This window comes from Pseudomonas sp. Pme6b (assembly GCF_058129925.1).
Genome location: NZ_CM176704.1, coordinates 4,310,653 through 4,331,424, shown reverse-complemented (window position 1 = coordinate 4,331,424; position 20,772 = coordinate 4,310,653). Strand labels below are relative to the sequence as shown.

At 60.0% G+C, this 20,772-nt stretch carries 19 protein-coding genes, 2 tRNA genes and 1 pseudogene; 12 read left to right on the top strand and 10 right to left on the bottom strand.

Going from position 1 to position 20,772, the window contains the following annotated elements:
* Nucleotides 1–60 precede the first annotated feature (60 nt).
* Both AC4ANE_RS19605 and AC4ANE_RS19600 read left to right on the top strand, forming a co-directional pair.
* A tRNA-Glu gene (locus tag AC4ANE_RS19605) sits at nucleotides 61–136 on the top strand.
* Between the two features lie 4 nt (nucleotides 137–140).
* A tRNA-Gly gene (locus AC4ANE_RS19600) sits at nucleotides 141–216 on the top strand.
* A 90-nt stretch (nucleotides 217–306) separates the two neighbouring features.
* Here the strand turns inward: AC4ANE_RS19600 and AC4ANE_RS19595 are convergent.
* Nucleotides 307–663 carry a cupin domain-containing protein gene (locus tag AC4ANE_RS19595; RefSeq protein ID WP_223216185.1) on the bottom strand — a complete coding sequence of 119 codons (357 nt, stop codon included), beginning with the start codon at nucleotides 661–663 and terminating at the stop codon, nucleotides 307–309.
* A gap of 233 nt (nucleotides 664–896) precedes the next feature.
* Nucleotides 897–1,619 carry a pirin family protein gene (locus AC4ANE_RS19590; protein ID WP_002554527.1) on the bottom strand — a complete coding sequence of 241 codons (723 nt, stop codon included), beginning with the start codon at nucleotides 1,617–1,619 and terminating at the stop codon, nucleotides 897–899.
* 188 nt (nucleotides 1,620–1,807) lie between these two features.
* On the opposite strand from AC4ANE_RS19590, the gene AC4ANE_RS19585 reads away from it, so the two are divergent.
* The 3 genes and pseudogenes from AC4ANE_RS19585 (at nucleotide 1,808) to AC4ANE_RS19575 (ending at nucleotide 6,124) form a co-directional block, all read left to right on the top strand.
* Nucleotides 1,808–2,716, top strand: a complete 909-nt coding sequence (locus AC4ANE_RS19585; protein WP_460408476.1) for a LysR family transcriptional regulator — start codon at nucleotides 1,808–1,810, stop codon at nucleotides 2,714–2,716.
* Nucleotides 2,717–2,831: 115 nt separating this feature from the next.
* Nucleotides 2,832–3,825: pseudogene (locus AC4ANE_RS19580) on the top strand (ABC transporter substrate-binding protein).
* Between the two features lie 28 nt (nucleotides 3,826–3,853).
* Entirely contained in the window at nucleotides 3,854–6,124 is a 2,271-nt protein-coding gene (locus AC4ANE_RS19575; protein WP_031595464.1) for a molybdopterin guanine dinucleotide-containing S/N-oxide reductase, read from the top strand.
* A 7-nt stretch (nucleotides 6,125–6,131) separates the two neighbouring features.
* Here the strand turns inward: AC4ANE_RS19575 and AC4ANE_RS19570 are convergent, their stop codons facing one another.
* From AC4ANE_RS19570 to AC4ANE_RS19555, 4 genes are read right to left on the bottom strand one after another with little or no spacing between them, the layout of a single operon-like run.
* Nucleotides 6,132–7,325, bottom strand: coding sequence for an acyl-CoA dehydrogenase family protein (locus AC4ANE_RS19570; RefSeq protein WP_002554521.1), 1,194 nt, complete (start codon nucleotides 7,323–7,325; stop codon nucleotides 6,132–6,134).
* 32 nt (nucleotides 7,326–7,357) lie between these two features.
* Nucleotides 7,358–8,347, bottom strand: a complete 990-nt coding sequence (locus AC4ANE_RS19565) for an ABC transporter substrate-binding protein (protein WP_002554520.1) — start codon at nucleotides 8,345–8,347, stop codon at nucleotides 7,358–7,360.
* Between the two features lie 56 nt (nucleotides 8,348–8,403).
* The gene (locus tag AC4ANE_RS19560; protein ID WP_002554519.1) at nucleotides 8,404–9,987 is read right to left on the bottom strand and encodes a rhodanese-related sulfurtransferase; all 1,584 of its coding nucleotides are present in this window, start codon (nucleotides 9,985–9,987) and stop codon (nucleotides 8,404–8,406) included.
* On the bottom strand, nucleotides 9,984–10,598 hold the full coding sequence (locus AC4ANE_RS19555) for a cysteine dioxygenase family protein (protein ID WP_002554518.1): 615 nt from the start codon (nucleotides 10,596–10,598) through the stop codon (nucleotides 9,984–9,986). The genes AC4ANE_RS19560 and AC4ANE_RS19555 overlap by 4 nt, the downstream gene beginning before the upstream one ends.
* Before the next feature lie 219 nt (nucleotides 10,599–10,817).
* Between AC4ANE_RS19555 and AC4ANE_RS19550 the strand changes: the two genes are divergently transcribed.
* Nucleotides 10,818–11,723, top strand: coding sequence for a LysR family transcriptional regulator (locus tag AC4ANE_RS19550; protein WP_031595462.1), 906 nt, complete (start codon nucleotides 10,818–10,820; stop codon nucleotides 11,721–11,723).
* 61 nt (nucleotides 11,724–11,784) lie between these two features.
* Here AC4ANE_RS19550 and AC4ANE_RS19545 read toward each other — a convergent pair whose 3' ends face one another.
* Nucleotides 11,785–12,873: an LLM class flavin-dependent oxidoreductase gene (locus AC4ANE_RS19545; protein WP_002554516.1), complete on the bottom strand. Its 1,089-nt coding sequence runs from the start codon at nucleotides 12,871–12,873 to the stop codon at nucleotides 11,785–11,787.
* A gap of 257 nt (nucleotides 12,874–13,130) precedes the next feature.
* Here AC4ANE_RS19545 and AC4ANE_RS19540 point away from each other — a divergent pair, with 257 nt between their 5' ends.
* From AC4ANE_RS19540 to AC4ANE_RS19525, 4 genes are all read left to right on the top strand, one after another.
* Nucleotides 13,131–13,988, top strand: a complete 858-nt coding sequence (locus AC4ANE_RS19540) for an ABC transporter permease (protein ID WP_002554515.1) — start codon at nucleotides 13,131–13,133, stop codon at nucleotides 13,986–13,988.
* A gap of 2 nt (nucleotides 13,989–13,990) precedes the next feature.
* Nucleotides 13,991–14,797 (top strand): ABC transporter ATP-binding protein, encoded by an 807-nt coding sequence (locus AC4ANE_RS19535; protein ID WP_460408473.1) that lies wholly within the window; start codon nucleotides 13,991–13,993, stop codon nucleotides 14,795–14,797.
* 51 nt (nucleotides 14,798–14,848) lie between these two features.
* Nucleotides 14,849–15,151, top strand: a complete 303-nt coding sequence (locus AC4ANE_RS19530; RefSeq protein WP_002554513.1) for an Rdx family protein — start codon at nucleotides 14,849–14,851, stop codon at nucleotides 15,149–15,151.
* Between the two features lie 92 nt (nucleotides 15,152–15,243).
* Nucleotides 15,244–16,065 carry a UDP-2,3-diacylglucosamine diphosphatase gene (locus AC4ANE_RS19525; protein ID WP_002554512.1) on the top strand — a complete coding sequence of 274 codons (822 nt, stop codon included), beginning with the start codon at nucleotides 15,244–15,246 and terminating at the stop codon, nucleotides 16,063–16,065.
* A gap of 9 nt (nucleotides 16,066–16,074) precedes the next feature.
* Here the strand turns inward: AC4ANE_RS19525 and AC4ANE_RS19520 are convergent, their stop codons facing one another.
* Nucleotides 16,075–16,386 (bottom strand): Mpo1-like protein, encoded by a 312-nt coding sequence (locus AC4ANE_RS19520; protein ID WP_002554511.1) that lies wholly within the window; start codon nucleotides 16,384–16,386, stop codon nucleotides 16,075–16,077.
* Nucleotides 16,387–16,754: 368 nt separating this feature from the next.
* Here AC4ANE_RS19520 and AC4ANE_RS19515 point away from each other — a divergent pair, with 368 nt between their 5' ends.
* Both AC4ANE_RS19515 and AC4ANE_RS19510 read left to right on the top strand, forming a co-directional pair.
* On the top strand, nucleotides 16,755–17,963 hold the full coding sequence (locus AC4ANE_RS19515) for an MFS transporter (RefSeq protein WP_002554510.1): 1,209 nt from the start codon (nucleotides 16,755–16,757) through the stop codon (nucleotides 17,961–17,963).
* Complete coding sequence (locus AC4ANE_RS19510) at nucleotides 17,963–19,243, top strand: arsenic transporter (protein WP_004665931.1); 1,281 nt, start codon at nucleotides 17,963–17,965, stop codon at nucleotides 19,241–19,243. The genes AC4ANE_RS19515 and AC4ANE_RS19510 overlap by 1 nt, the downstream gene beginning before the upstream one ends.
* On the opposite strand, the gene AC4ANE_RS19505 is transcribed toward AC4ANE_RS19510, so the two are convergent.
* Complete coding sequence (locus AC4ANE_RS19505) at nucleotides 19,209–20,192, bottom strand: DUF1853 family protein (protein ID WP_002554507.1); 984 nt, start codon at nucleotides 20,190–20,192, stop codon at nucleotides 19,209–19,211. The genes AC4ANE_RS19510 and AC4ANE_RS19505 overlap by 35 nt on opposite strands.
* A 63-nt stretch (nucleotides 20,193–20,255) precedes the next feature.
* Entirely contained in the window at nucleotides 20,256–20,693 is a 438-nt protein-coding gene (locus AC4ANE_RS19500; protein WP_005731325.1) for a hypothetical protein, read from the bottom strand.
* Nucleotides 20,694–20,772 lie beyond the last annotated feature (79 nt).

Here is a 20,772-nt window from a genome sequence, read left to right as displayed (position 1 = left end):
CAGAATACATCTTCGGATGATGTCTGGAACTGAAACACACACCATTGTGTTTCAGGCAGTGTCCCCTTCGTCTAGTGGCCTAGGACACCGCCCTTTCACGGCGGTAACAGGGGTTCGAGTCCCCTAGGGGACGCCATATTGCGGGAATAGCTCAGTTGGTAGAGCACGACCTTGCCAAGGTCGGGGTCGCGAGTTCGAGTCTCGTTTCCCGCTCCAAACTCACAAAAACGCCGCTCATCAGAGCGGCGTTTTTGTTTGTGTGTTTTGAGCATCTTTATAAAAGATCATCTTTCTCGCATGTCACGCTCAGTCCTGTCTGGATGCCAGTAACTCGTCGAGCTCCGGCATCAGGGTCACGCTCTCCTGCTCATTGGGATCAGTACGCGCGACCAGAACCGTTGCTTCGCGCTCGTTGCTGCGGTTATAGGGCACATGCGGCATTCCCGCCGGGATATAAAAGAAGTCGCCTTGTTCCACGATGGCATGCTTTTCCAGCGACTCGCCGTACCAGCAGCCGGTGGCTTCACTCAGGGCATAGATGGCGGTTTCATGCTCCTGATGTTTGTGAGCCTTGCCCCTGCCTCCAGGGGCAATTGTCATCAGCTGCATATGGATATGTCGGGCACCTGCACTTTGTGCGGAGATGCCGACCTGATAATCCATACCCTGCTTGCCTTGAGAGGGTTTGGCGGGTTTCAAAAGGATACAATCAAGTTGATCACTGGCCACGGTTTTCTCCTCGCCTGATGCTCGATAGCGCTGACCCACCCGGCCCGCTGCACGGCAAGGGCAGGGGGGAGTGAATACTATGCCTTGTAGGGCGAAGCGTGGCTCAGGCGCAGGCGTCGATCAAGTGAAAGAAACGCCATGTCGATCCCGGTAACGGGCCCGATACATCAGGGCATTTGCGGCAGTTCATTGGGCCGCATGTCAAAGACCAACACTTCTGCGTCAACGCCTTCGCTCAGGCTAATGACCTGTTCGTTGCGCAAACGCACCCCGTCACCTTCGTCAAGCGGCTGCCCATTGAGCACCACACTGCCACGGGCCACATGCACGTAGGCATATCGGTTGGCAGCCAGTTCCAGGGTCGCAGTTTCATTGCCATTGAACAGACCGGCATACACACGAGCGTCCTGACGGACCTTGAGCGCACCGTTCTCGCCTTCTGGCGAAATGATCAGCTGCAAATGACCGCGTTTCTGTTCAGCGCTGAAATGCTCCTGCTGGTAGTTCGGGGTTGCGCCTGCAACATTCGGCACGATCCATATCTGCAGAAAATGCACGCCCTCGGTGTGCGAATGATTGAACTCGCTGTGCGCCACGCCGCTGCCGGCACTCATCAATTGCACGTCGCCAGGGCGAATCACCGACCCGGTGCCCAGCGTATCCTTGTGTTCCAACGCACCTTCCAGAACGTAGGAAAAGATTTCCATGTCACGGTGTGGGTGCTGGCCGAAACCTTTGCCCGCAATCACGCGGTCGTCATTGATCACCAGCAGATCGGAAAAGCCCTGCTCCTGGGGGTTGCGATAACCGGCAAAGGAAAAGGTATGAAAGGATTTCAACCAGCCATGGTTGGCAGCGCCGCGGTCGGAAGCTTTACGAAGAGTCAGCATGATTCTTTCTCCATCCGTCTATCGACGCTGCACATTCAGCAATCGATCAAGTGAGACAAAGGTTACGGCTTATCGACTGTCGCAATAAGTAGCTGGAACATGAATGACTGTCTCGCTGTGGTTGACAGTGCCGGGTGGCACGTTACGCTCTGTCGAACAGCACCCAGCGTTCACTCAGGCCACGACACATGAACCCTTTTGAAGACATGCGGATTTTCTGCCAGGTCATGGAGTCCGGCAGCTTCACGGCGGCGTCCGACAAGCTGGGCCTGTCCAAGCAATTTGTCAGTCGGCGCCTGATGCAACTGGAGGAACGGCTGGGCGTACGTTTGCTCAACCGCTCGACGCGACGTCTGGATGTCACGCCGCTGGGGCAGAGTTACTACGAGTCTGCCCTGCGCCTGCTGGCCGAGGTCGAACAGGTCGAGCAGGGGATTACCGGGCAGAACAACGAGCCACGCGGCACCCTGCGCCTGAGTGCGCCGCTGTCGTTTGCCGTTGCGCATCTGGGCTGTCTGCTGCCGCTGTTTTTGCAGCGCTACCGCGACGTGGCGGTGGAGGTGGACCTGAGCGACCGTGCGGTGGACTTGATCAGCGAAGGCTATGACCTGGTGCTGCGTATCGGGGTGCTGGAAGACTCCAGCCTGATCGCCCGGCGCATTGCCTCGATTGATCGGGTCTACTGCGCCAGCCCTGCCTACCTGGCCGAGCGCGGTACGCCGCAAAAACCCGAAGATCTGCACGCTCATGATTGCCTGCCCTATTGCCACAGCCGTCAGGCGCAATGGCGTTTTCAGGTGCAGGGCAAGCCTTTGATATTGAACATCAGCGGGCGGATGCGCGCCAATAATGGCGAGCTGCTGAGAGACACGGCTGTGGCCGGGCTGGGCATCACCTACCTGCCGACGTTCATTGTTGGCGCGGCGCTGCGTGACGGCAGCCTGGTGCGGGTGCTAGATGACTTGCGGCCCGAGCCCTTGACGCTGTCAGCGGTTTATCCCCAGCACCGTCAGGCCTCACGTCCAGTGCAGGCATTCATCGAATTCCTGCGCGAGCGTCTGGAATCAGCTATCGAGCTCAATGAACCGCCTGGGTGAGCGCTTCGTCGGACAGGTTTAGATAATTTTTTTGCATCTTAGGCTAGAACAAAAATGAATTTAGCTAATTTTTGTTCGGGTGTTAGGGTCGTTGCCGATCAATTCGATCTGCCCGATGCTTCTGGAGACCCTGCCTGTGCCGACAACTATCATCTGCTGGAGCCAACGCCTGCTGACGGGCCTGGCGCTGGGCCTTGTGGCCACGCTGAACACCCAGGCTGCCGACCTGATTGTCGGTGATCAGAGTTACAGCGCCCGGACCGTGATGGAAGCGGCCGGTGTACTCAAGGATCTGCCCTACGAGCTTGAATGGAAGCAGTTCACCGCAGGCTCCCCGGTCGCCGAAGCGTTGAACGTCGGTAGCCTGGACATCGGTTTGCTGGGCGATTCGCCTGCGCTGTTCATGGGCGCGCTGGGTGCGCCGATCAAGGTCATCGGCGTATCGCGGCAGAACCTCGACGGCGTTGCGATCGTAGTGCGCAAGGATTCGCCGATCAAAACCGTCGCGGATCTGGCCGGCAAGAAAGTCGCCATCTGGAAGGGCTCGTTCAGCCAGCAATTGATGCTCACCGCGCTGGACAGGGCGGGTGTCGCCCGCGATGCCGTGGACTATCGCTACCTTAGTGCACTGGATTCCTCTCACGCGCTGGATGGCTGCTCGGTGGACGCGATTGCGACCTGGGAGCCCTTATGTCACTCAACAGGAGCGTCAGGGCGCACGAATCATTGCAACTGCCGACGGCTTGATCCCTGCGCAAAGCTTTATTGTCGCCAACGATCAGGCCATCAAGGACAAGCGCGCGCAGATCAGCGATTTCCTGCAGCGCCTGCAAGCTGCGCGCGCCTGGTCGGTCAGCGACCCGCAGCACAATGAAATCTACGCCAACGCCTGGGCTGCGCTGACCAAAGCCGATGCTCAAGTAGCGCGCCGCTGGTTTTCCCGCGCTCAGGTCGTGGTGGTGCCGATCACCCCGCAAGTGGTGGCAGGCGCACAGCAGACTATCGATTTTTTCAACCACGCCGGGCTGACCAAACGCTATCCTGCTGCCAGCGTGTTTGACGAGTCGTTCAATGCGGCGCTGGACAGCCAGACGCAGGTTGCCCGCTGAACGACTGCCTTGTCCTGGAGCCTTCATCATGAGTTTTACGTCATTGCATTGGGGTGTTTATCGCCCGCAGGTCGAGGAAGGCAAGTTGAAAGCCCTGCTGCCTGCGGAGTGGGACAAGGACCCTTCACCGATTGGCGATTCGGTTGCCGATGCCATTACCTCGCCCACACGCGTCATGCGCCCGGCGATACGTCGCAGTTTTCTTCAGCAAGCCGGCGGGCGACCCGATCTGCGTGGGCAGGAGCCGTTCGTCGAGGTCTCCTGGGAGGTGGCGCTGGATCTGGTCGCCAGTGAGTTGCAGCGCGTCAAAGGCGAGTATGGCAATCAGGCAATTTTTGGCGGCAGCTACGGCTGGGGCAGCGCGGGGCGTTTTCATCACGCACAAAGCCAGCTGCATCGCTTCCTCAACTGCATCGGCGGTTATGTATTCAGTACCGACAGCTACAGCCTGGGGGCCGGGCGGGTGCTGATGCCGCACATTGTCGGCAACATGGACTGGCTGCTGGCGGCGCATACGTCCTGGAAGAACCTCGCCGAGCACTGCGAGCTGTTCGTCGCCTTCGGGGGGTTGCCCGCCAAGAATGCGCAAACCAGCCCCGGCGGTGCCAGTGACCATCTGCTCGCCGACGCTTTGCAACGCATGTCCGACGCGGGCGTGGAGTTCGTCAACGTCAGCCCGCTGCGTGATGACCTGGCTGGCCCGGCGCCCAACCAGTGGCTGGCGGTACGCCCCGGCAGCGACACGGCGTTGATGATGGCGCTTGCCTGGGTATTGATCAGCGAAGGGCTGCACAACGAAGATTTCGTTCAGCGCTACACCGTGGGCTATGAGCGTTTTCGCGATTATCTGCTGGGTCACGTCGACGGCCAGCCTAAGGGCCCGCAGTGGGCCGCTGCATTGACTGATATCGCTGCGCAGCAGATTGTCGACCTGGCGCGGCGCATGGCCAGCAAACGCACCATGATCAACGTCGCTTATTCATTGCAGCGTTCTATACATGGCGAGCAACCGTTCTGGATGACCGTCACCCTGGCGGCGTTGTTGGGGCAGATCGGTTTGCCCGGTGGCGGCTTTGGCCTGGGTTATGGCTGCATGAACAACACCGGCAGCGGCCGCAAGGCGTTCTCCGGGCCGCGCTTTTCCCAAGGCAGTAATCCGGTCAAGGACTTCATTCCGGTTGCGCGGGTGACAGATATGTTGCTCAACCCCGGCACACCCTTCGATTACAACGGGCAGCAGCAGACTTACCCGGATATTCGCCTGGTGTACTGGGCGGGTGGCAATATCTTTCACCACCATCAAGACCTCAATCGGCTGCTGGAAGCGTGGCAGCGGCCGCAAACCATCATCGTTCACGAGCAGTTCTGGACCGCTCAGGCACGCTATGCCGACATCGTGCTGCCAGCCACCACGGCGCTGGAACGCAATGACATCGGCAGCTCGGCGTCTGATCGTTTCATGATTGCGATGCAGCAGGCCATCGCACCGGTGGGCGAGTCTCGTGATGACTATTCGATTCTGGCCGGGCTGGCCGAGCGGCTGGGTGTGGCGCAGGCGTTTACCGAAGGACGTGATGTCCAGGCCTGGCTGCATTTTATTTACGATGAGTCTCGGCAGCGCGCTGAAACCTTTGGTATTACCCTACCGGATTTCGACCAGTTCTGGCGTGACGGATTACTGGAAATAGACTATCCCCAGACCGATAACGTACTGCTCAAGTCCTTTCGCGATGACCCTGACGCGCATCCACTGCCGACGCCGTCCGGGCGTATCGAAATTTTCTCCGAGCGCATCGCAGGCTTCGCTTATGCGGACTGTCCTGGCCATCCGGTATGGCTGGATAAACCTGCGCCTACCCACGCGCTGCACCTGCTGTCCAATCAACCCAAAACCCGCCTGCACAGTCAGTACGACCACGGCAGCTACAGCCGTTCCTCGAAAATTCAGGTACGCGAGCCGCTGACCCTGAACCCGCTGGATGCGCAAATGCGCGGGTTGGTCGATGGTGATGTGGCCAAGGTCTTCAATGAGCGGGGGGCGTTTCTGGCTGGAGTAATCGTATCGGACAGTATTCGGCCCGGCGTTGTGCAGATTGCCACCGGTGCCTGGTTCGATCCATTGGTGCATGGCGAGCCGGGCAGTCTGGAAAAGCACGGCAACCCTAATGTGATCACCCAGGACATCGGTGCTTCCAGCCTGTCGCAAGGGTGTGCGGCGCAGACCGCGTCGGTGGATATCGTCAAATGGGATCAGGCACTGCCGCCCGTGACGGCGTTCGAGCCGCCGTCACTGCTCTGAGCGCGTTTTACTGCTCTTTATTACGCGCCGCAAAAACCGCCTTGCCCACACCCGCCAATACCGCATCGTTCTGCGGCGTGTGCACCCGGCCGCACAGCACGTTGCGGTAATGGCGCTGCAGCGGGTTGCTGCGTGACAGTCCTGGATTCCCTGAGGCCTCGATGGCCAGTTCCACCGCACGGATAGCGTTGCCGGTCACCAGGTATTTGATCTGCGCAGCATGCTGTGCGGGCGTGTGGCCCTGGGCCGCGGATTGCAGCAGGCTCTGGTTGGCGAACAGCAAGGTGTCGATCTGCCCGACGGTTTCCTGAAAGCGCGGCAGGGTCGACAGCGCGGCCCCGAGGTTGGACGGCTTGCGCTGTTCCAGCCAGTGCACCAGCCAGTCGCGGGCGGAGTGGGCGATGCCGTCGTAGACTGACGACAGCAGCACCGACATCCACAGCATGCCCGACCCATCAAGTTCGGATTGCGGGGCGCTCCACGGGCTGACGCTGACGGCATGATCGAGCGGCACCAGCACGTCGTCGAAGCGGACTTCGTGGCTGCTGGTGGCGCGCATGCCCAAGTGGTCCCAGTCCTCGATGATCCTGATGCCCGGCGTGTCCTTGTGGACCAGCCAACTGCCCACCAGCGGGTCATCGTCGTCGCTGCGCGCCCATACGGCGAACCAGGTCAGGCCATGACTGCCGGTGGAGTAGATCTTGCTGCCGCTGATGCGCCAGCCGTCGGCGCTGCGGCGGGCGACGGTGCCCGGCAGGCCGCCACGCGCAGGGGTGCCCAGGTCAGGCTCGACGCGCAGGGCGTTGATCAGCGCACCTTCGCGTACCGCCTCTTCGGCAACTTGTACACGTAGATGGCTCGGCCAGTTACGGTTCTCTTGCAGCCTTGAATGCTGCAGGTATTGCATGACCAGAATCAGCGCCGTCGACGGTTCGCCCTTGGCCACTGCGCTGACTACTTGCTGCGCGCGCGGCAGATCGGCACCGCCGCCGCCCAGTTCAGCCGGTACGGTCAGGCCGAGCAGGCCGTGGGTGTGCAGTAACTGAAAGTTGGCATGCGGGAACTGGGCGCTGATGTCGTACTGCTCGGCAGTTTCAGCCAATGTGGCGGTCAGCGTAGCCAGTCGTTCGCTGAAGTCTTCAGCCGACTCGGCTGCCGGATAATGCTGGCGCGGGGTAGGGCGCAGGGTCGAGAGTGTCATGCGGGGTCCTTTTCGCAGCGGTTATGCAGCGGTCATTGCGTGGCGGCCTGAGCGATCTGCGCGCGCGAGGCGTTGAAGCTCTTGTCGAAGCCGGTTGAAACGTCGATTTTTTTAGTCAGGATGCCTTCAGCCAGATAGGTGTCCGCAGTGTTCTGCAGTCCCTGAACGATCTGATCATCAATCGGCGTACGTTGCATTTTCGTCGCCTTGGCCACCGCCAGATGCACCGCCAGCGGCAGGCCGGTGACTTTCGCCTGAGCGGCCGCGTACTCTTCGGGATGAGCATTGGACCAGTTGAAGGCGCGCTCCACGCGGGCTACAAAATCATCCAGTTGGGCACGTTTGCCTTCAATGGCCTTGCTGGTGGCGGCGAGGTAGAGGTGATTGCTCAGCAACTCGCTGCCACTGACCAGCACACGAGCGTCGCTTTGCGCGATGGAAATCGTCGTGTAAGGGTCCCAGGTCGCCCAGGCATCGGCGTCGCCGCTGTCCAGCAACAGACGCGATTCGCTGGGCAGCAGGTTGATGAAGGTGACGTCACTGGTTTTCAGCCCGGCTTCATGCAGGGCGCGGATCGCCAGGTAGTGGCCGATGGAGCCGCGCCCGGTGACGATGCGCTTGCCCTTGAGGTCGGCAACGGTCTTGATCGGCGAGTCCTTCGAGACCAGCACCGCCGTGGTGAAACGGCCCTGGGCATGGGTAATGCTGACCACTTTCAAGGGCGCACCCGCGCCCAGCGCGAACACATAGGGCGCATCACCCAGCGCACCGATATCCACAGCGCCAGCGTTCAATGCCTCTCCCAGAGGGGCCGCCGAGGGGAACTCGGAAAACTGGATCTGGTAAGGCACGTCCTTGAGTTCGCCGGAGACCTGCAACAGTATTTTCAGCAGCGACTTCTGATTGGCGACCAACAGCGGAGCCTGCTCGGCAGCCACCACCTGCTGGCCTGCCAGCACACTGAGCAACGCGCCCAGCAGCAGGCTTTTGAGCGGTAGAGGTGATTTGAAAAAAGGCAGCATTGAGGTGTTTCTCCATTGAGTTGATCGGTCGGCCAGACACTTATCGTTCCTCACGCTCAAATCACGTAAAACCCGTGCGTCCCGTCCCGGCCCAATTGCTCCACCAGGCCAAACTCCCAGTCCAGGTAGGCCTGCATGGCTTCGCGCGGCGCATCGGTGCCTTCGTACGGGCGGCGATAGCGATCGATGCGTGGCGAGGCCAGTCGGCTTTCGACATGCTCCAACGGCAGGCCAGCCTTGATCCAGCTGGCGGTGCCGCCATCGAGCAAAAACACCGGCTTGTCGGTCAGCGCTTCGACGTCGGCCACGGCAAAGCGCGCCAGACGGCTGCTGCCACAGGTCAATACGTAGCGGTCGGCGGCAGGTATTTTTTCCAGCGCCTGTTTGAGGTCGGCGCGCAAGGTCCACCAGGCACCGGGAATGTGCTGGTTGACGTAATTGGCGCTGGCGGTGAAATCCAGCACCGCCACCTTGACCTGTGTCTGCCATTGAACAAGCGTCTCGACGCTGATCGCCTCCACTTGCGGTGGCGCAGGGAACGGCGCATCCCAGTCACCCGTTTCGCTGAAGTCTGCTGCATGCAGATCATCGAGCACCCACACGTCCCAGCCCAGTTGCGCCAGCCAGGAGGCCGACATGTTGGCGCGCACGCCGTCGTCGTCCACCAAGGCTATTCGTGCGCCGCGTACGCTGGCGAAGTGATCGGTTTCCTGCACCAGTTGCCCGCCCGGTGTGGAGCGCGCACCGGGCAGATGGCCTTTGGCAAACTCTTCCGGTGTGCGCACATCGAACAGGTACGTGGTGCGCGAAGTCTCGGCTTGCCAGCGTTGCAGGTCAGCGCGGCTGGCGCGTTTGACCTTGGCGCGATCAGCCACCTTGCGCGCATCGGCACTGGCGGTTTCGCGGGTTTCCTCACTGACTGCTGCAAAACGCCGGTCTTGACCATGATCCAGCGTCTGACCGGCCAGTAACCAGCCAATCGTGCCATTGCGCAGCGCATTGATCTGATTGGGCAGGCCCGCATTGACCAGTGACTGAGTGCCGATGATGCTGCGCGTGCGACCGGCGCAATTGACGATGATTCGCGTGTTCGGGTCCGGTGCCAGCTCCCGTGCCCGCAGCACCAGTTCCGCGCCCGGTACGCTGATGCCACCGGGGATGCTCATGGTCTGGTATTCGTCGTAGCGCCGGGCATCGAGCACCACTACATCGGCGTTGTTGTCGAGCAGGGCCTTGACCTCTTCAGCCGCCAGAGACGGGGTAGCACGATGGTGTTCCACCAGTTCGCCAAACGCCTTGCTCGGCACATTCACATCGATGAACAACTCGCCGCCAGCCTCACGCCAGCCTTGCAGGCCGCCGTCGAGCAGTCTCACATCGCTGTAGCCCAGCGCCTGTAAACGTTGCAGCGCAACCTGCGCCAGGCCCTCGCCATCGTCGTACAGGGTTATGGCTGTGTCGCGTCGCGGGATGCGCGGGAACACCTCCAGCTCCAGCTTCGACAACGGGATGTTCACCGCAAACAGAGGATGGGCCTGGGCAAAGGGTGCCTCTTCGCGGACGTCTACCAAGGCCAGTTCCTGGCGGTCCAGCAAGGCCTGACGAACGTCGGCAAATGATCGGGTGGCGGGTGTGGTCATCGGGCGGGGCTCCCTGTTGGCTGATCCTGAGTAGCGTGGGTGATGGCTGCGGCATTCGAATAGCCGGAGATGAACAGTTTTTCTGTGCCGTCCAGGTCGTAGACCGCACGTTTCACGGTGCCAATATCGGCGCCGTAAACGTGGATGCTGATCGACACTTGATCGTTGAAAGCATTGCTGACCTGATGCACATCGTTGCTTTTCGGTGACAGCGCTTCGACCTGGCCGGGTTGCAGGCGAATTGCCGGGCCGCTGGTTTCCAGGCGTCCTTGCGCGTTGCGGGTATAGCCCTGTGAATGCTCGGCACCGCGCAGCATGCCGATCAGGCCCCAGACTCGATGGTCATGAATCGGCGTGCGTTGCCCCGGTCCCCAGACAAAACTGACCACTGAAAAGCGCTGCTGCGGGTCGGCATGCAGCAGAAATTGCTGATAGCGGTCGGGGTCGGGTACGGCAAATTCTTCTGCCAGCCAGTCATCGTGGCTGACCAGTTGCGCCAGCAGCTTGCCGCCGCGACGCAACAGATCGCCTTCGTGCGGCTCGCTGCCAATCAGCTCGCCCAGCGCGTCGATAAAGGCCCCGAGTCGTTCCGGGTGTCGGTTCTGAGTCATGTCCATTTCCAGGTCAGGGTCAGGGAATGGTTTGATATAAGCATAATATGGATATTTAATATGCTATTTTTTAATGATTAGGTTATAACGAAAACGTCTTTTACTTCCGTGCTGCAATGCGTGAAATCTAGCGTCGGTCTGTTGGACGGGCTATGAATGGACGTCTGCCGGGACTATTCTTTTTGCCTGTGTTTCTTCTCTTCTTTATGTGCGGTCCGAATGAAAATTGATGATATCGATGCGTTCGTTGCAGTCATCCGCTGTCAGTCGATCAGCCATGCCGCTGAATCGCTGGATCTGACCCAGCCGGCGATTACTCGCCGGGTGCAGAATTTCGAGCAGGCCCTTGGGGTCGAGCTGTTCGATCGTAATACCAAGCCGCTCAAGCCAACGCCGATGGGCATCCAGGTGTACCAGAAGTGCCTGGCAATCCTGCGCGAGATGGATGCGTTGCGCGAGCTGGTGGCCAGCGACACGCCGCCCAGCGGCCTATTGCGTCTGGGTGTGCCGCAAACCATCGGTGACGTGGTGCTGCTCGATGCGCTCAAGCAGCTACGCGGAGAATTCCCGGATTTGCGCGCCCAGGTCAGCACCGGCTGGGGCAGTCACCTGATCGGCAAGATCGAAAACGGTGAGCTGGATGCTGCGGCAGCGCTGTTCCCTGCTGGCAAGATATTTCCGGACAACATCGTCGGTCAGTCCATCGGTAAGATGGAACTGGTGGTGGTCTGCGCCAAGGGACTGGTGTCGAAAAAGCCCGGCAAGCTGGCGGATTGCTACGAGCAGGGCTGGGTACTCAACCCCGACGGCTGCGGTTTTCGCGCAGGTTTGCAGCGTACGCTGACCGATCAGGGGCTGAGCATGAAGGTCAATCTGGAAACCTTCGGCACCGAGCTGCAACTGGGGCTGGTAGCCGATAGCATGGGGTTGGGTCTGGTGCCAAGGCCGTTGCTGGAGCGCAGCGCTCACCGCGAGCAACTGGCGGTGCTACCGCTCAAGGACTTCAAACCGGTGATGGACCTGTGGCTGTTCTACCCACGTTTTCTGGGCAATCTGCAAGCACCGGTCGAGGCTTTTGGCGCGCTGGTGGCGCGCTCCCTCAAGCCGGTTTCAGCAGCCGCCTGAAAACGTCATTGCGGGCGGGCAGTCTTCAGTCAGAAGCCTCGCCCGCCCGCATGGCGTTGAATCAGGCCACTTGTTCGCGAGCCTGCCGTTCACGCTGAGCCACCAGTGCGCGGGTCAGCGGGATCAGCTTCTTGCCATAATCGATAGCATCTTCCAGCGGGTCGAAGCCGCGAATCAGGAAGGTGGTAATCCCCAGGTCGTAATAGTCCAGCAGCGCTTCGGCGACCTGTTCCGGGGTGCCGACCAGCGACGTGGAATTGCCCTGCGCGCCGAGCAGGCCAGCGATGCCGGTCCACAGGCGCTTGTCCAGACGTGAACCTTGTGCCGCTGCGGCCAGCAGGCGACGCGACCCTTCGTTGGGTGGTTCGCGACGGACAAAGCCGTTGCGGTCTGCCAATGCCTTGGCTTTTTCCAGAATGCTGTCGGCGCGTGCCCAGGCTTGTTCTTCGGTGTCGGCCAGAATCGGGCGCAACGACAGGCTGAAACGAATGGTCCGGCCATGTTTGGCGGCTTCGGCGCGCACCTGTTTCACCACATCGCGCACCTGCTCGTACGTCTCGCCCCACAAGGCGTAGACGTCGGCGTGTTTGCCGGCCACCGCAATCGCCGCTGCCGAGGAACCGCCAAAGTACAGCGGGATGTGTGGCTGCTGTGGGGACTTGACCAGCGAGTGCGCGCCCTCGAACTGGTAGTAGGTGCCCTGATGATCGAACGGCTTGTCGCTGGTCCATTCCTGACGCACCACACTGAGGTATTCATCGCTGCGTGCGTAGCGCTCGTCCTTGCCGATGTGGCTGCCGTCGGCACGCAGTTCCTTGTCGTCGCCGCCGGTAATGATATGCACCGCAGTGCGCCCGCCATTGAACACGTCCAGCGTCGCAAATTGCCGGGCTGCCACGGTGGGGGAGATGAAACCGGGACGATGTGCGACAAGAAACTTCAATGTGCTGGTCACGCTGGCGGCATGCGCAGCCACCAGTGTGCTGTCCGGACTGTTGGAGTGGTACGCGATCAACGCACGATCAAAACCTGCGTCTTCATGAGCCTTGGCCACTGTCTTCACGTAGTCGGGCTGGATGGTCGCGCCGCTGCGCGGGTGGATTTCAGAACCGGGTTGCGTGGCGATATAGCCAATGAATTCGATGCTCATGAAAACTCCTGCCAATGGTTGAGGTCCGTTCGACCTTGTCGAGAAGCACCATAAAGGCAAGCAGACGGGGCTGTGAAATTCGATTTTGGTCTAAGTTAATTATAAAAAATATGCATTATAAGTTATGTCGGTAATCAAATATTTTAACTATTAGCTTAGAGCCAAATAGAATTTCACTCGGCTTTCTTATGCACATAGCATGGTGTTCATACTGCGTCGGGTGCGTCACGCCCGATTTGCCCAGAAAGGATGCGCCCATGTCCGACACAACGCTCAACCCCGCCGACCCCGGTTTTCTTGTGGTCAACAAGCCTGAACAGCGTCGCGCCTCTGAACAGCATCGTCAGCGTCGGCAAGTGCCGGGCTCTGTTTTGCGTCTGCTCAGCCCGCTGGCACTGTTGCTGCTCTGGGAGCTGGCCTCACAAACCGGTCTGCTGCCCAGCCGAGTGATCGCCGCACCGTCGCAGATCGGCGGTACGCTATGGTCGATGATTGTTTCAGGCGAACTGGCCGTGCACCTGTGGGTATCGCTGCAGCGCGCATTGCTGGGCTTGAGCATCGGCGTCAGTATTGGTGTGGTCGCTGCATTGATAACCGGGCTTTCCCGGCGCGGCGAAATCGCCCTCGACTCGCCGATGCAAATGCTGCGCACCATTCCGTCGCTGGCACTGGTGCCGCTGTTCATCCTCTGGTTCGGCATTGGTGAATTCACCAAAGTGGCGCTGATCGTGATGGGCACCACCTTTCCGGTGTACCTGAACCTGTTTTCCGGCATCCGCAACATCGACCCGAAACTGATCGAGGCCGCCAACACCTTGGGGCTGAGCCGTCGCGAGCTGATCTGGCACGTGATTCTGCCCGGTTCGCTGCCTTCTTTTTTTGTCGGACTGCGCTATTCGCTGGGTATCTCCTGGCTGGCGCTGGTGTTTGTCGAACAAATCAACACCACCGCAGGAATCGGCTTTCTGGCCAGCGATGCCCGCGACTTCATGCGCACTGATGTAATCGTTATCTGTCTGTTGATCTACAGCGTCCTGGGCCTGGTGATCGACGGCATCATTCGCACGCTGGAGCGCTATGCGCTGGCCTGGCGACCGACCTTCGTGAGGAATTGAGCATGGCGACCCTTGAGTTGCGTAACACTTCATCAGTCACGCCCCCGGTTCAGTTGCGTAACGTGGTTCGCCAGTTTGGCCCACAACGGGTGATTGACGGGCTGGACCTGGACATTGCCGCGGGCGAGTTTGTCGCTTTGCTGGGTGCCAGTGGCTCCGGCAAGACCACCTTGCTGCGCACTCTGGCCGGGCTGGACGACATCGACAGTGGCGAGCTGCGTGTGCCGGTGGCACGTGCCGCGGTGTATCAGGAACCGCGGCTGATGCCGTGGAAAAGCGCCTGGAAAAACGTGGTTCTCGGCCTGCGCATCAACGATGCCAAGGCTCGGGCCGAAGCAGCATTGACCGAAGTCGGTCTGGCCCATCGGCTGAATGCCTTTCCGGCCACATTATCCGGTGGCGAGGCGCAACGTGTAGCGTTGGCGCGCGGCCTGGTCCGTGAGCCGAAACTGCTGTTGCTCGACGAGCCTTTCGCCGCCCTCGATGCTTTGACCCGCATTCGCATGCACCAGTTGATCATCGACCTGTGGCGCAAGCACACCCCGGCGGTGCTGCTGGTAACGCACGATGTCGATGAGGCGATCCTGCTCGCTGACCGGGTCATCGTGCTGGCCGACGGTAAACTTGCCGATGACATCCGCGTTGACCTGCCACGCCAACGTGACAGCGGGCAGGCCGGGTTTCAGGCAATTCGTAGCCGCTTGCTGGGTTTGCTGGGCGTGAAGACGCAGGCTGCCGATACTGCAACGCAGGAGCCAGCCCGCGACGTGACGCTCAGCGCACTGCGTCGTTTCGCCTATGCTCGTTGATCCTGCGCAGGGTGCGTATCATGGGCGTCTGAATTTCTGGAGGGGACGTCCATGTCTGCCGAAAAGCCCGAAGTCATCATCACCTATTGCATTCAATGCCAGTGGCTATTGCGCGCCGCCTGGCTCGCCCAGGAGCTGTTGAGCACGTTCAGTGACGACCTGGGCAAGGTCTCGTTGCAGCCGGGCACCGGTGGTGTGTTTCGCATTACCTGCGATGGCGTGCAACTCTGGGAACGCAAGGCCGACGGCGGCTTTCCCGAGGCCAAGGTGCTCAAGCAGCGGCTCCGCGACCAGATCGACCCGGCCCGTGATCTGGGCCACAACGACCGTCATACTCCCGCCAGTCCTCAGTAATACAGGCCATTGTCACGACATCGCCACGCACGTGTCACATTCGGTTAACCGGCATGCTCCACTCTCTTGGAAACCCTGCCGGAGGTCATCCCATGACCAGTGCTCAGCTCGCCACACCCAGCCGCAAACAACGCGTGCGCACCTTGTGGATTTCCGACGTTCATCTGGGCACGCGCGATTGCCAGGCCGAGCACTTGTCCGCGTTTCTCAAGCGCTATCAGGCTGACAAGGTGTATCTGGTGGGCGATATCATCGACGGCTGGAAGCTGCGTGGCGGCATGTACTGGCCGCAGGCGCATACCAACGTGATCCGTCGGCTGCTGACCATGAGCAAGCGCGGCACCGAAGTCATTTATGTCACGGGCAACCACGACGAATTCCTGCGTCGTTACTCCAAATTGGTTCTGGGCAACATCCAGCTGGTGGACGAAGCCGAGCACGTGACGGCCGATGGTCGTCGTCTTCTGGTCATCCACGGCGATCAGTTCGACGTGATCACCCGTTATCACCGCTGGCTGGCCTTTCTCGGCGATTCGGCCTACGAATTCACCCTGACCCTCAACCGCTGGCTGAACCATTGGCGCGCCAAGTACGGCTATGGCTACTGGTCGCTGTCGGCTTACCTGAAGCACAAGGTCAAGAGTGCGGTGAATTTCATCAGCGATTTCGAGGAAGCCATCGCCCACGAATGTGTGAAGCGCGGACTGGATGGCGTGGTCTGCGGGCACATCCACCATGCGGAAATCCGCCAGGTGGGCGGCGTGGAATACCTCAATTGCGGCGACTGGGTTGAATCCTGTACCGCCCTGATCGAACACCTGGACGGCACTATCGAACTGTTTCGTCTGGCCGACGCGCACTTGAAAGCAAGCCAGCCGGTGGTTCAGGAGCCGGTCAGCGAAACGGTTGCCTGATTCAACCGGCTAGAACGATACCTTGCCCAACAGCATATCGCGGTACATGACGAAATCGCCGAGCAGGCTGTAGAACGGATGCTTGAACGTGGCCGGCCGGTTTTTCTCGAAGAAGAAATGCCCGGCCCAGGCAAAACCGTAACCCGCGACGGGTAACAACCACAACAACCCCCAGCGACCGCTGCCCACACCGAACGCCAGCAGGAAGATCACCAATGAGGTGCCCACAAAGTGCAGGCGCCGACTGGTACTGCTGCTGTGCTCGGCGAGGTAGAAAGGATAGAACTCGGCAAAGCTTGAGAAACGCTTGATGGTATCCACGGCGCGCACCCTCGTGTTGGTTCTTCTTGTTATACACAAATTTAGCCGACTGTCGTGCCGATGTGGAGCGTGGGCACGATGGACGTGACTAGCTTGCTGATGTTTACGACTATCGTGCCAATGCTCCGCGTTGGCATAAGGCATTACCACGCTGAGCGTGGGAACGAGAATCTGAGCCGAACCTCAATCCACCTGACATCACAGAACCGCTGTGCAGCGCGGAGCAGTTCTCGACCCGTCAGCAAAAACGCAACAAAACATGGCACAGTTGCCCTGAAAAATGGCACATTGGCGCGCCTTGGTACGCGTGACACATCTTGTAATCATCCGTCCGGGGAACCCGAAAACCTTTTTACGGATGAATACCCATGGCGACCAGCGCTCAGCCCGTGACGGCGAAGGCCTCGACCCCCCCTCAAGCCAGCCCGCTGGTGATGCGCATTATTGGTGCCGTTGCCCTTGCTCACCTGATCAACGACCTGATTCAGGCCATTCTTCCGTCGATCTACCCGATGCTCAAGGCCAGCTACGACTTGAGCTTCACCCAGATCGGCCTCATTACCCTGACGTTTCAGATCACCGCATCGCTGCTGCAGCCGTGGGTCGGTTATTACACTGACCGCCATCCTAACCCGCTGGTACTGCCTGTAGGGTCGATCTGTACGCTGGTCGGCATTGTGATGATGTCGATGGTGGGCAGTTTTCCATTGATTCTGCTGGCTGCCGCCTTGATCGGCATCGGTTCTTCGACATTCCACCCGGAAGCCTCGCGTATCGCGCGACTGGCTTCCGGTGGCCGTTACGGGCTCGCGCAGTCGACCTTTCAGGTGGGCGGCAACACCGGCTCCGCGTTCGGGCCATTGCTGGCGGCGGCGATCATCATCCCGTTCGGCCAGGGCAACGTGGCCTGGATCGGCTTGTTCGCATTGTTCTCGCTGGGTTTGCTGTATGCGATAAGCCGCTGGTATCGCGCGCACCTCAACCTGTTCAAGCTCAAGGCAGGTCAGGCGGCCACTCATGGACTGTCCAGAAAACGCGTGATTGCCTCACTGGCAGTGCTGGCATTTCTGGTGTTTTCCAAGTTCTTCTACATGACCAGCCTGACCAGCTATTTCACCTTCTACCTGATCGAGAAGTTTGACCTTTCAGTCGCCAGTTCGCAGTTGCACTTGTTCCTGTTTCTGGGCGCAGTGGCGGCCGGGACCTTTTTCGGCGGTCCGATCGGCGACCGCATTGGCCGCAAGGCGGTGATCTGGTTTTCGATCCTTGGCGCTGCACCGTTCACCCTGGCCCTGCCTTATGCAGACCTGTTCTGGACCAGCGTTCTTAGCGTGATCATTGGCTTTGTACTGGCGTCGGCTTTTTCCGCCATCGTCGTCTACGCCCAGGAGCTTGTACCTGGCAACGTGGGCATGATTGCCGGGCTTTTCTTTGGCCTGATGTTCGGCTTCGGCGGCATTGGCGCAGCCTTGCTCGGCTATCTGGCTGACAGCCACGGCATTCTGTTCGTCTACACGTTGTGCTCATACCTGCCGCTGCTTGGCATCCTCGCTATTCTTCTACCCCGGACCAAATAATGCTGATAGCAACGCTGATCTTCCTGTTCACCATTACGCTGGTCATCTGGCAGCCCAAAGGCCTGAGCGTAGGCTGGAGTGCGGTACTCGGGGCGGTTCTGGCGTTGCTGACAGGGGTTGTGCACCTCAGCGACATCGCTGTGGTGTGGGGCATCATCTGGAATGCCACGGCGACGTTCATTTCGCTGATCATTATCACGCTGTTACTGGATGAGGCGGGTTTCTTTGCCTGGGCCGCGCTGCATGTGGCGCGCTGGGGCAAGGGTAAGGGACGTCGTCTGTTCGCCCTGTTCGTGCTGTTCGGTGCGCTGGTATCAGCCTTGTTCGCCAACGACGGTGCCGTGCTGATTCTCACGCCTATCGTCATTGCCATGATGCTGGCGTTGCGCTTCTCCGCTGCGTCGACCCTGGCGTTCGTCATGGCGGCCGGCTTCATTGCCGATACGGCCAGCCTGCCGCTGGTGGTATCGAATCTGGTGAACATCGTTTCGGCGGATTACTTCAAGATCGGTTTCAACCGTTACGCAGCCGTCATGGTGCCGGTGAACCTGGCCAGCGTCGCCGCCACTCTGGCCGTGCTGATGTGGTATTTCCGTCGGGATATTCCCAGCGAGTTCGAGCCCGAACATCTGGACAAGCCCGAAACGGCTATCCATGACCGCGCTACGTTTCTGGCCGGTTGGGCCGTGCTGCTGATTTTGCTGGTGGGCTGTTTCGCTCTTGAGCCGCTGGGCATCCCGATCAGTGCGATTTCGTCGGTCTGCGCGTTGCTGCTGCTCGCCATTGCCGCCAAAGGGCATACGATCAAGACGCGCAAGGTGATGAAAGAAGCGCCGTGGCACATCGTGGTGTTTTCGCTGGGCATGTACCTGGTGGTTTATGGTCTGCGCAACGCCGGACTCACCGGTTATCTGGCCAGTCTGCTGGACTGGTTTGCCGGCTATGGCATCTGGGGCGCAGCGATGGGCACCGGCGTCATGACCGCGTTTCTGTCTTCGATCATGAACAACATGCCCACCGTGCTCATCGGGCTGCTGTCCATCGATGCAAGCCATGCCAGCGGTGCCATTCAGGAAGCGATGATCTACGCCAACGTGATCGGCAGCGACCTGGGGCCAAAAATCACCCCGATCGGCAGTCTGGCGACGCTGCTCTGGCTGCATGTGCTGGAGCGCAAGGGGATCACCATCAGTTGGGGCTATTACTTCAAGGTCGGCATCGTACTGACCGTGCCGGTGTTGCTGATTACACTGGCTGCGCTGGCACTGCGATTGAGTTGAGCGGGTGGCTGGTGTCGGCCAGATTCGGCCACATGTCCGACACCAGAAACAGGCGCTCGGCTTCTTCCCAGTTGCCCTCGGTATTCTCTTTCAGGCGCACCAGCAATTGCGCCGGGGCCAGCGGGTCGAGTTCGGCCAGCCAGTCGCGTAGCTGCTGATCGCTCCACGCTTCGTCGTACAGCGCCGGTGCCAGCCAGGCATGACGCGGCAGGGGTTGCCAGCGTCCGGGGCTGCTTTGCGCCACAAACGGCTTCCAGTCACGTTGATGCAACCAGCGGCCCTTGAGATGCTGCGGGTGAACACCTGCGGGCGATTCGCATGAGCCTGGCCACGGATACAGCAGATAACCGCCCAGCCACAACTGCGCGCTGAAGGCCTCGACACCCAGCGCTGCCAGGGCCGCTCGGCTTTCCGGACGTGCAGACATCGGCAACTGATGCTGGCTCAGGTGGGCAAGCTTGCGGTCCAGCCGATCCTGGCAGCCAGGCCCCAGCCAGCTGGCCGGGTCGCGGCCGTCTCCGTCCTGCGGCCCTAGGTAGAGCTTGATTGCCAGTTCGACGTGATGCACGCCTTCACGATCACGCAGCAGCATGTCCAGTTCGCCCAGCGTCTGGCTGCCGAGCCGGATCGGCAGGTTGGCGGCAATGATTTCCACCCCCGGCGCGTGCTGCACCGCGAACTGCCAGAGCCGTTCGTAATAGCGGCCCAGCCGGCGTGTGGTTGCCAGCGCCAGCCAGTCTTCCAGCGGGCGACTGTCACGGTCGAGTTGCCAGAGAAAGTCCGCCAGTCGCTGCGGGTCCTGTACCCAGTCACTGCCGGCCAGCGGATGACGCTGTGGCCACGGCGCGACTTCCAGCATGGGCGGCGCGAGGATCACCCAGGCAAGGTCGCGCACTTCGGAGTGCCGTAGTTGGCGGGGGAGGTCGATCAGGCTGGGGAATAGAGTCATGTGCCGAGGATAGCGTGAGTTGAGGTTCAGGTGAGCTGATTGTGAAGGCGAAAAGATGCGGTGCTATTCAACGGGCCTGGCCAGTCCGAGAAAATCAGGGTCTTCACCACCGGGGCAGGGCGAGAATCGCTTGACGTCGGTTGCCCCCTTGACGTTCAGGTCGATGCGGCCGTTGGCATCTATGAAGATTGTAGTCTCTGGCCATTGCGGATCTATGTTTACGCAACCGCTGATTCCTGCGTTGTCCCACCATTGGAAATACATGAAGAAATCTTTTTTTTGAAATATATGGCCGCTGTCCCCAGTTGCTCCGCCAGGCCTTATGCCACCTCTGCTTATGCGGTGATCGGTAATCCATGTATAGCTAAGCTCTCCGTCTGCCTTGTCTGAGTAATAGACGCTTACGTAGGGCGTAGCGAAATCCCATAGTGCGAGGATGAGAAAGGTCGCCGTTAACTTCGGCCAGCGGGCTATGGCGTGTATCAGGATTTTTCGTTTCATGCAGTGCCCTCGCTTTCAGTCGCGTTGAAGCATGAGTGCACTCTTACTCCTTTACCCCAACTGCTCTTGGGTATCTGTG

Excerpts from the sequence above, each read along its gene's own strand:
- AC4ANE_RS19595 (WP_223216185.1), bottom strand. The coding sequence starts at position 663 with ATGGATTATCAGGTCGGCATCTCCGCACAAAGTGCAGGTGCCCGACAT.
- AC4ANE_RS19590 (WP_002554527.1), bottom strand. The coding sequence starts at position 1,619 with ATGCTGACTCTTCGTAAAGCTTCCGACCGCGGCGCTGCCAACCATGGC.
- AC4ANE_RS19585 (WP_460408476.1), top strand. The coding sequence starts at position 1,808 with ATGAACCCTTTTGAAGACATGCGGATTTTCTGCCAGGTCATGGAGTCC.
- AC4ANE_RS19575 (WP_031595464.1), top strand. The coding sequence starts at position 3,854 with ATGAGTTTTACGTCATTGCATTGGGGTGTTTATCGCCCGCAGGTCGAG.
- AC4ANE_RS19570 (WP_002554521.1), bottom strand. The coding sequence starts at position 7,325 with ATGACACTCTCGACCCTGCGCCCTACCCCGCGCCAGCATTATCCGGCA.
- AC4ANE_RS19565 (WP_002554520.1), bottom strand. The coding sequence starts at position 8,347 with ATGCTGCCTTTTTTCAAATCACCTCTACCGCTCAAAAGCCTGCTGCTG.
- AC4ANE_RS19560 (WP_002554519.1), bottom strand. The coding sequence starts at position 9,987 with ATGACCACACCCGCCACCCGATCATTTGCCGACGTTCGTCAGGCCTTG.
- AC4ANE_RS19555 (WP_002554518.1), bottom strand. The coding sequence starts at position 10,598 with ATGACTCAGAACCGACACCCGGAACGACTCGGGGCCTTTATCGACGCG.
- AC4ANE_RS19550 (WP_031595462.1), top strand. The coding sequence starts at position 10,818 with ATGAAAATTGATGATATCGATGCGTTCGTTGCAGTCATCCGCTGTCAG.
- AC4ANE_RS19545 (WP_002554516.1), bottom strand. The coding sequence starts at position 12,873 with ATGAGCATCGAATTCATTGGCTATATCGCCACGCAACCCGGTTCTGAA.
- AC4ANE_RS19540 (WP_002554515.1), top strand. The coding sequence starts at position 13,131 with ATGTCCGACACAACGCTCAACCCCGCCGACCCCGGTTTTCTTGTGGTC.
- AC4ANE_RS19535 (WP_460408473.1), top strand. The coding sequence starts at position 13,991 with ATGGCGACCCTTGAGTTGCGTAACACTTCATCAGTCACGCCCCCGGTT.
- AC4ANE_RS19530 (WP_002554513.1), top strand. The coding sequence starts at position 14,849 with ATGTCTGCCGAAAAGCCCGAAGTCATCATCACCTATTGCATTCAATGC.
- AC4ANE_RS19525 (WP_002554512.1), top strand. The coding sequence starts at position 15,244 with ATGACCAGTGCTCAGCTCGCCACACCCAGCCGCAAACAACGCGTGCGC.
- AC4ANE_RS19515 (WP_002554510.1), top strand. The coding sequence starts at position 16,755 with ATGGCGACCAGCGCTCAGCCCGTGACGGCGAAGGCCTCGACCCCCCCT.
- AC4ANE_RS19510 (WP_004665931.1), top strand. The coding sequence starts at position 17,963 with ATGCTGATAGCAACGCTGATCTTCCTGTTCACCATTACGCTGGTCATC.
- AC4ANE_RS19505 (WP_002554507.1), bottom strand. The coding sequence starts at position 20,192 with ATGACTCTATTCCCCAGCCTGATCGACCTCCCCCGCCAACTACGGCAC.
- AC4ANE_RS19500 (WP_005731325.1), bottom strand. The coding sequence starts at position 20,693 with ATGAAACGAAAAATCCTGATACACGCCATAGCCCGCTGGCCGAAGTTA.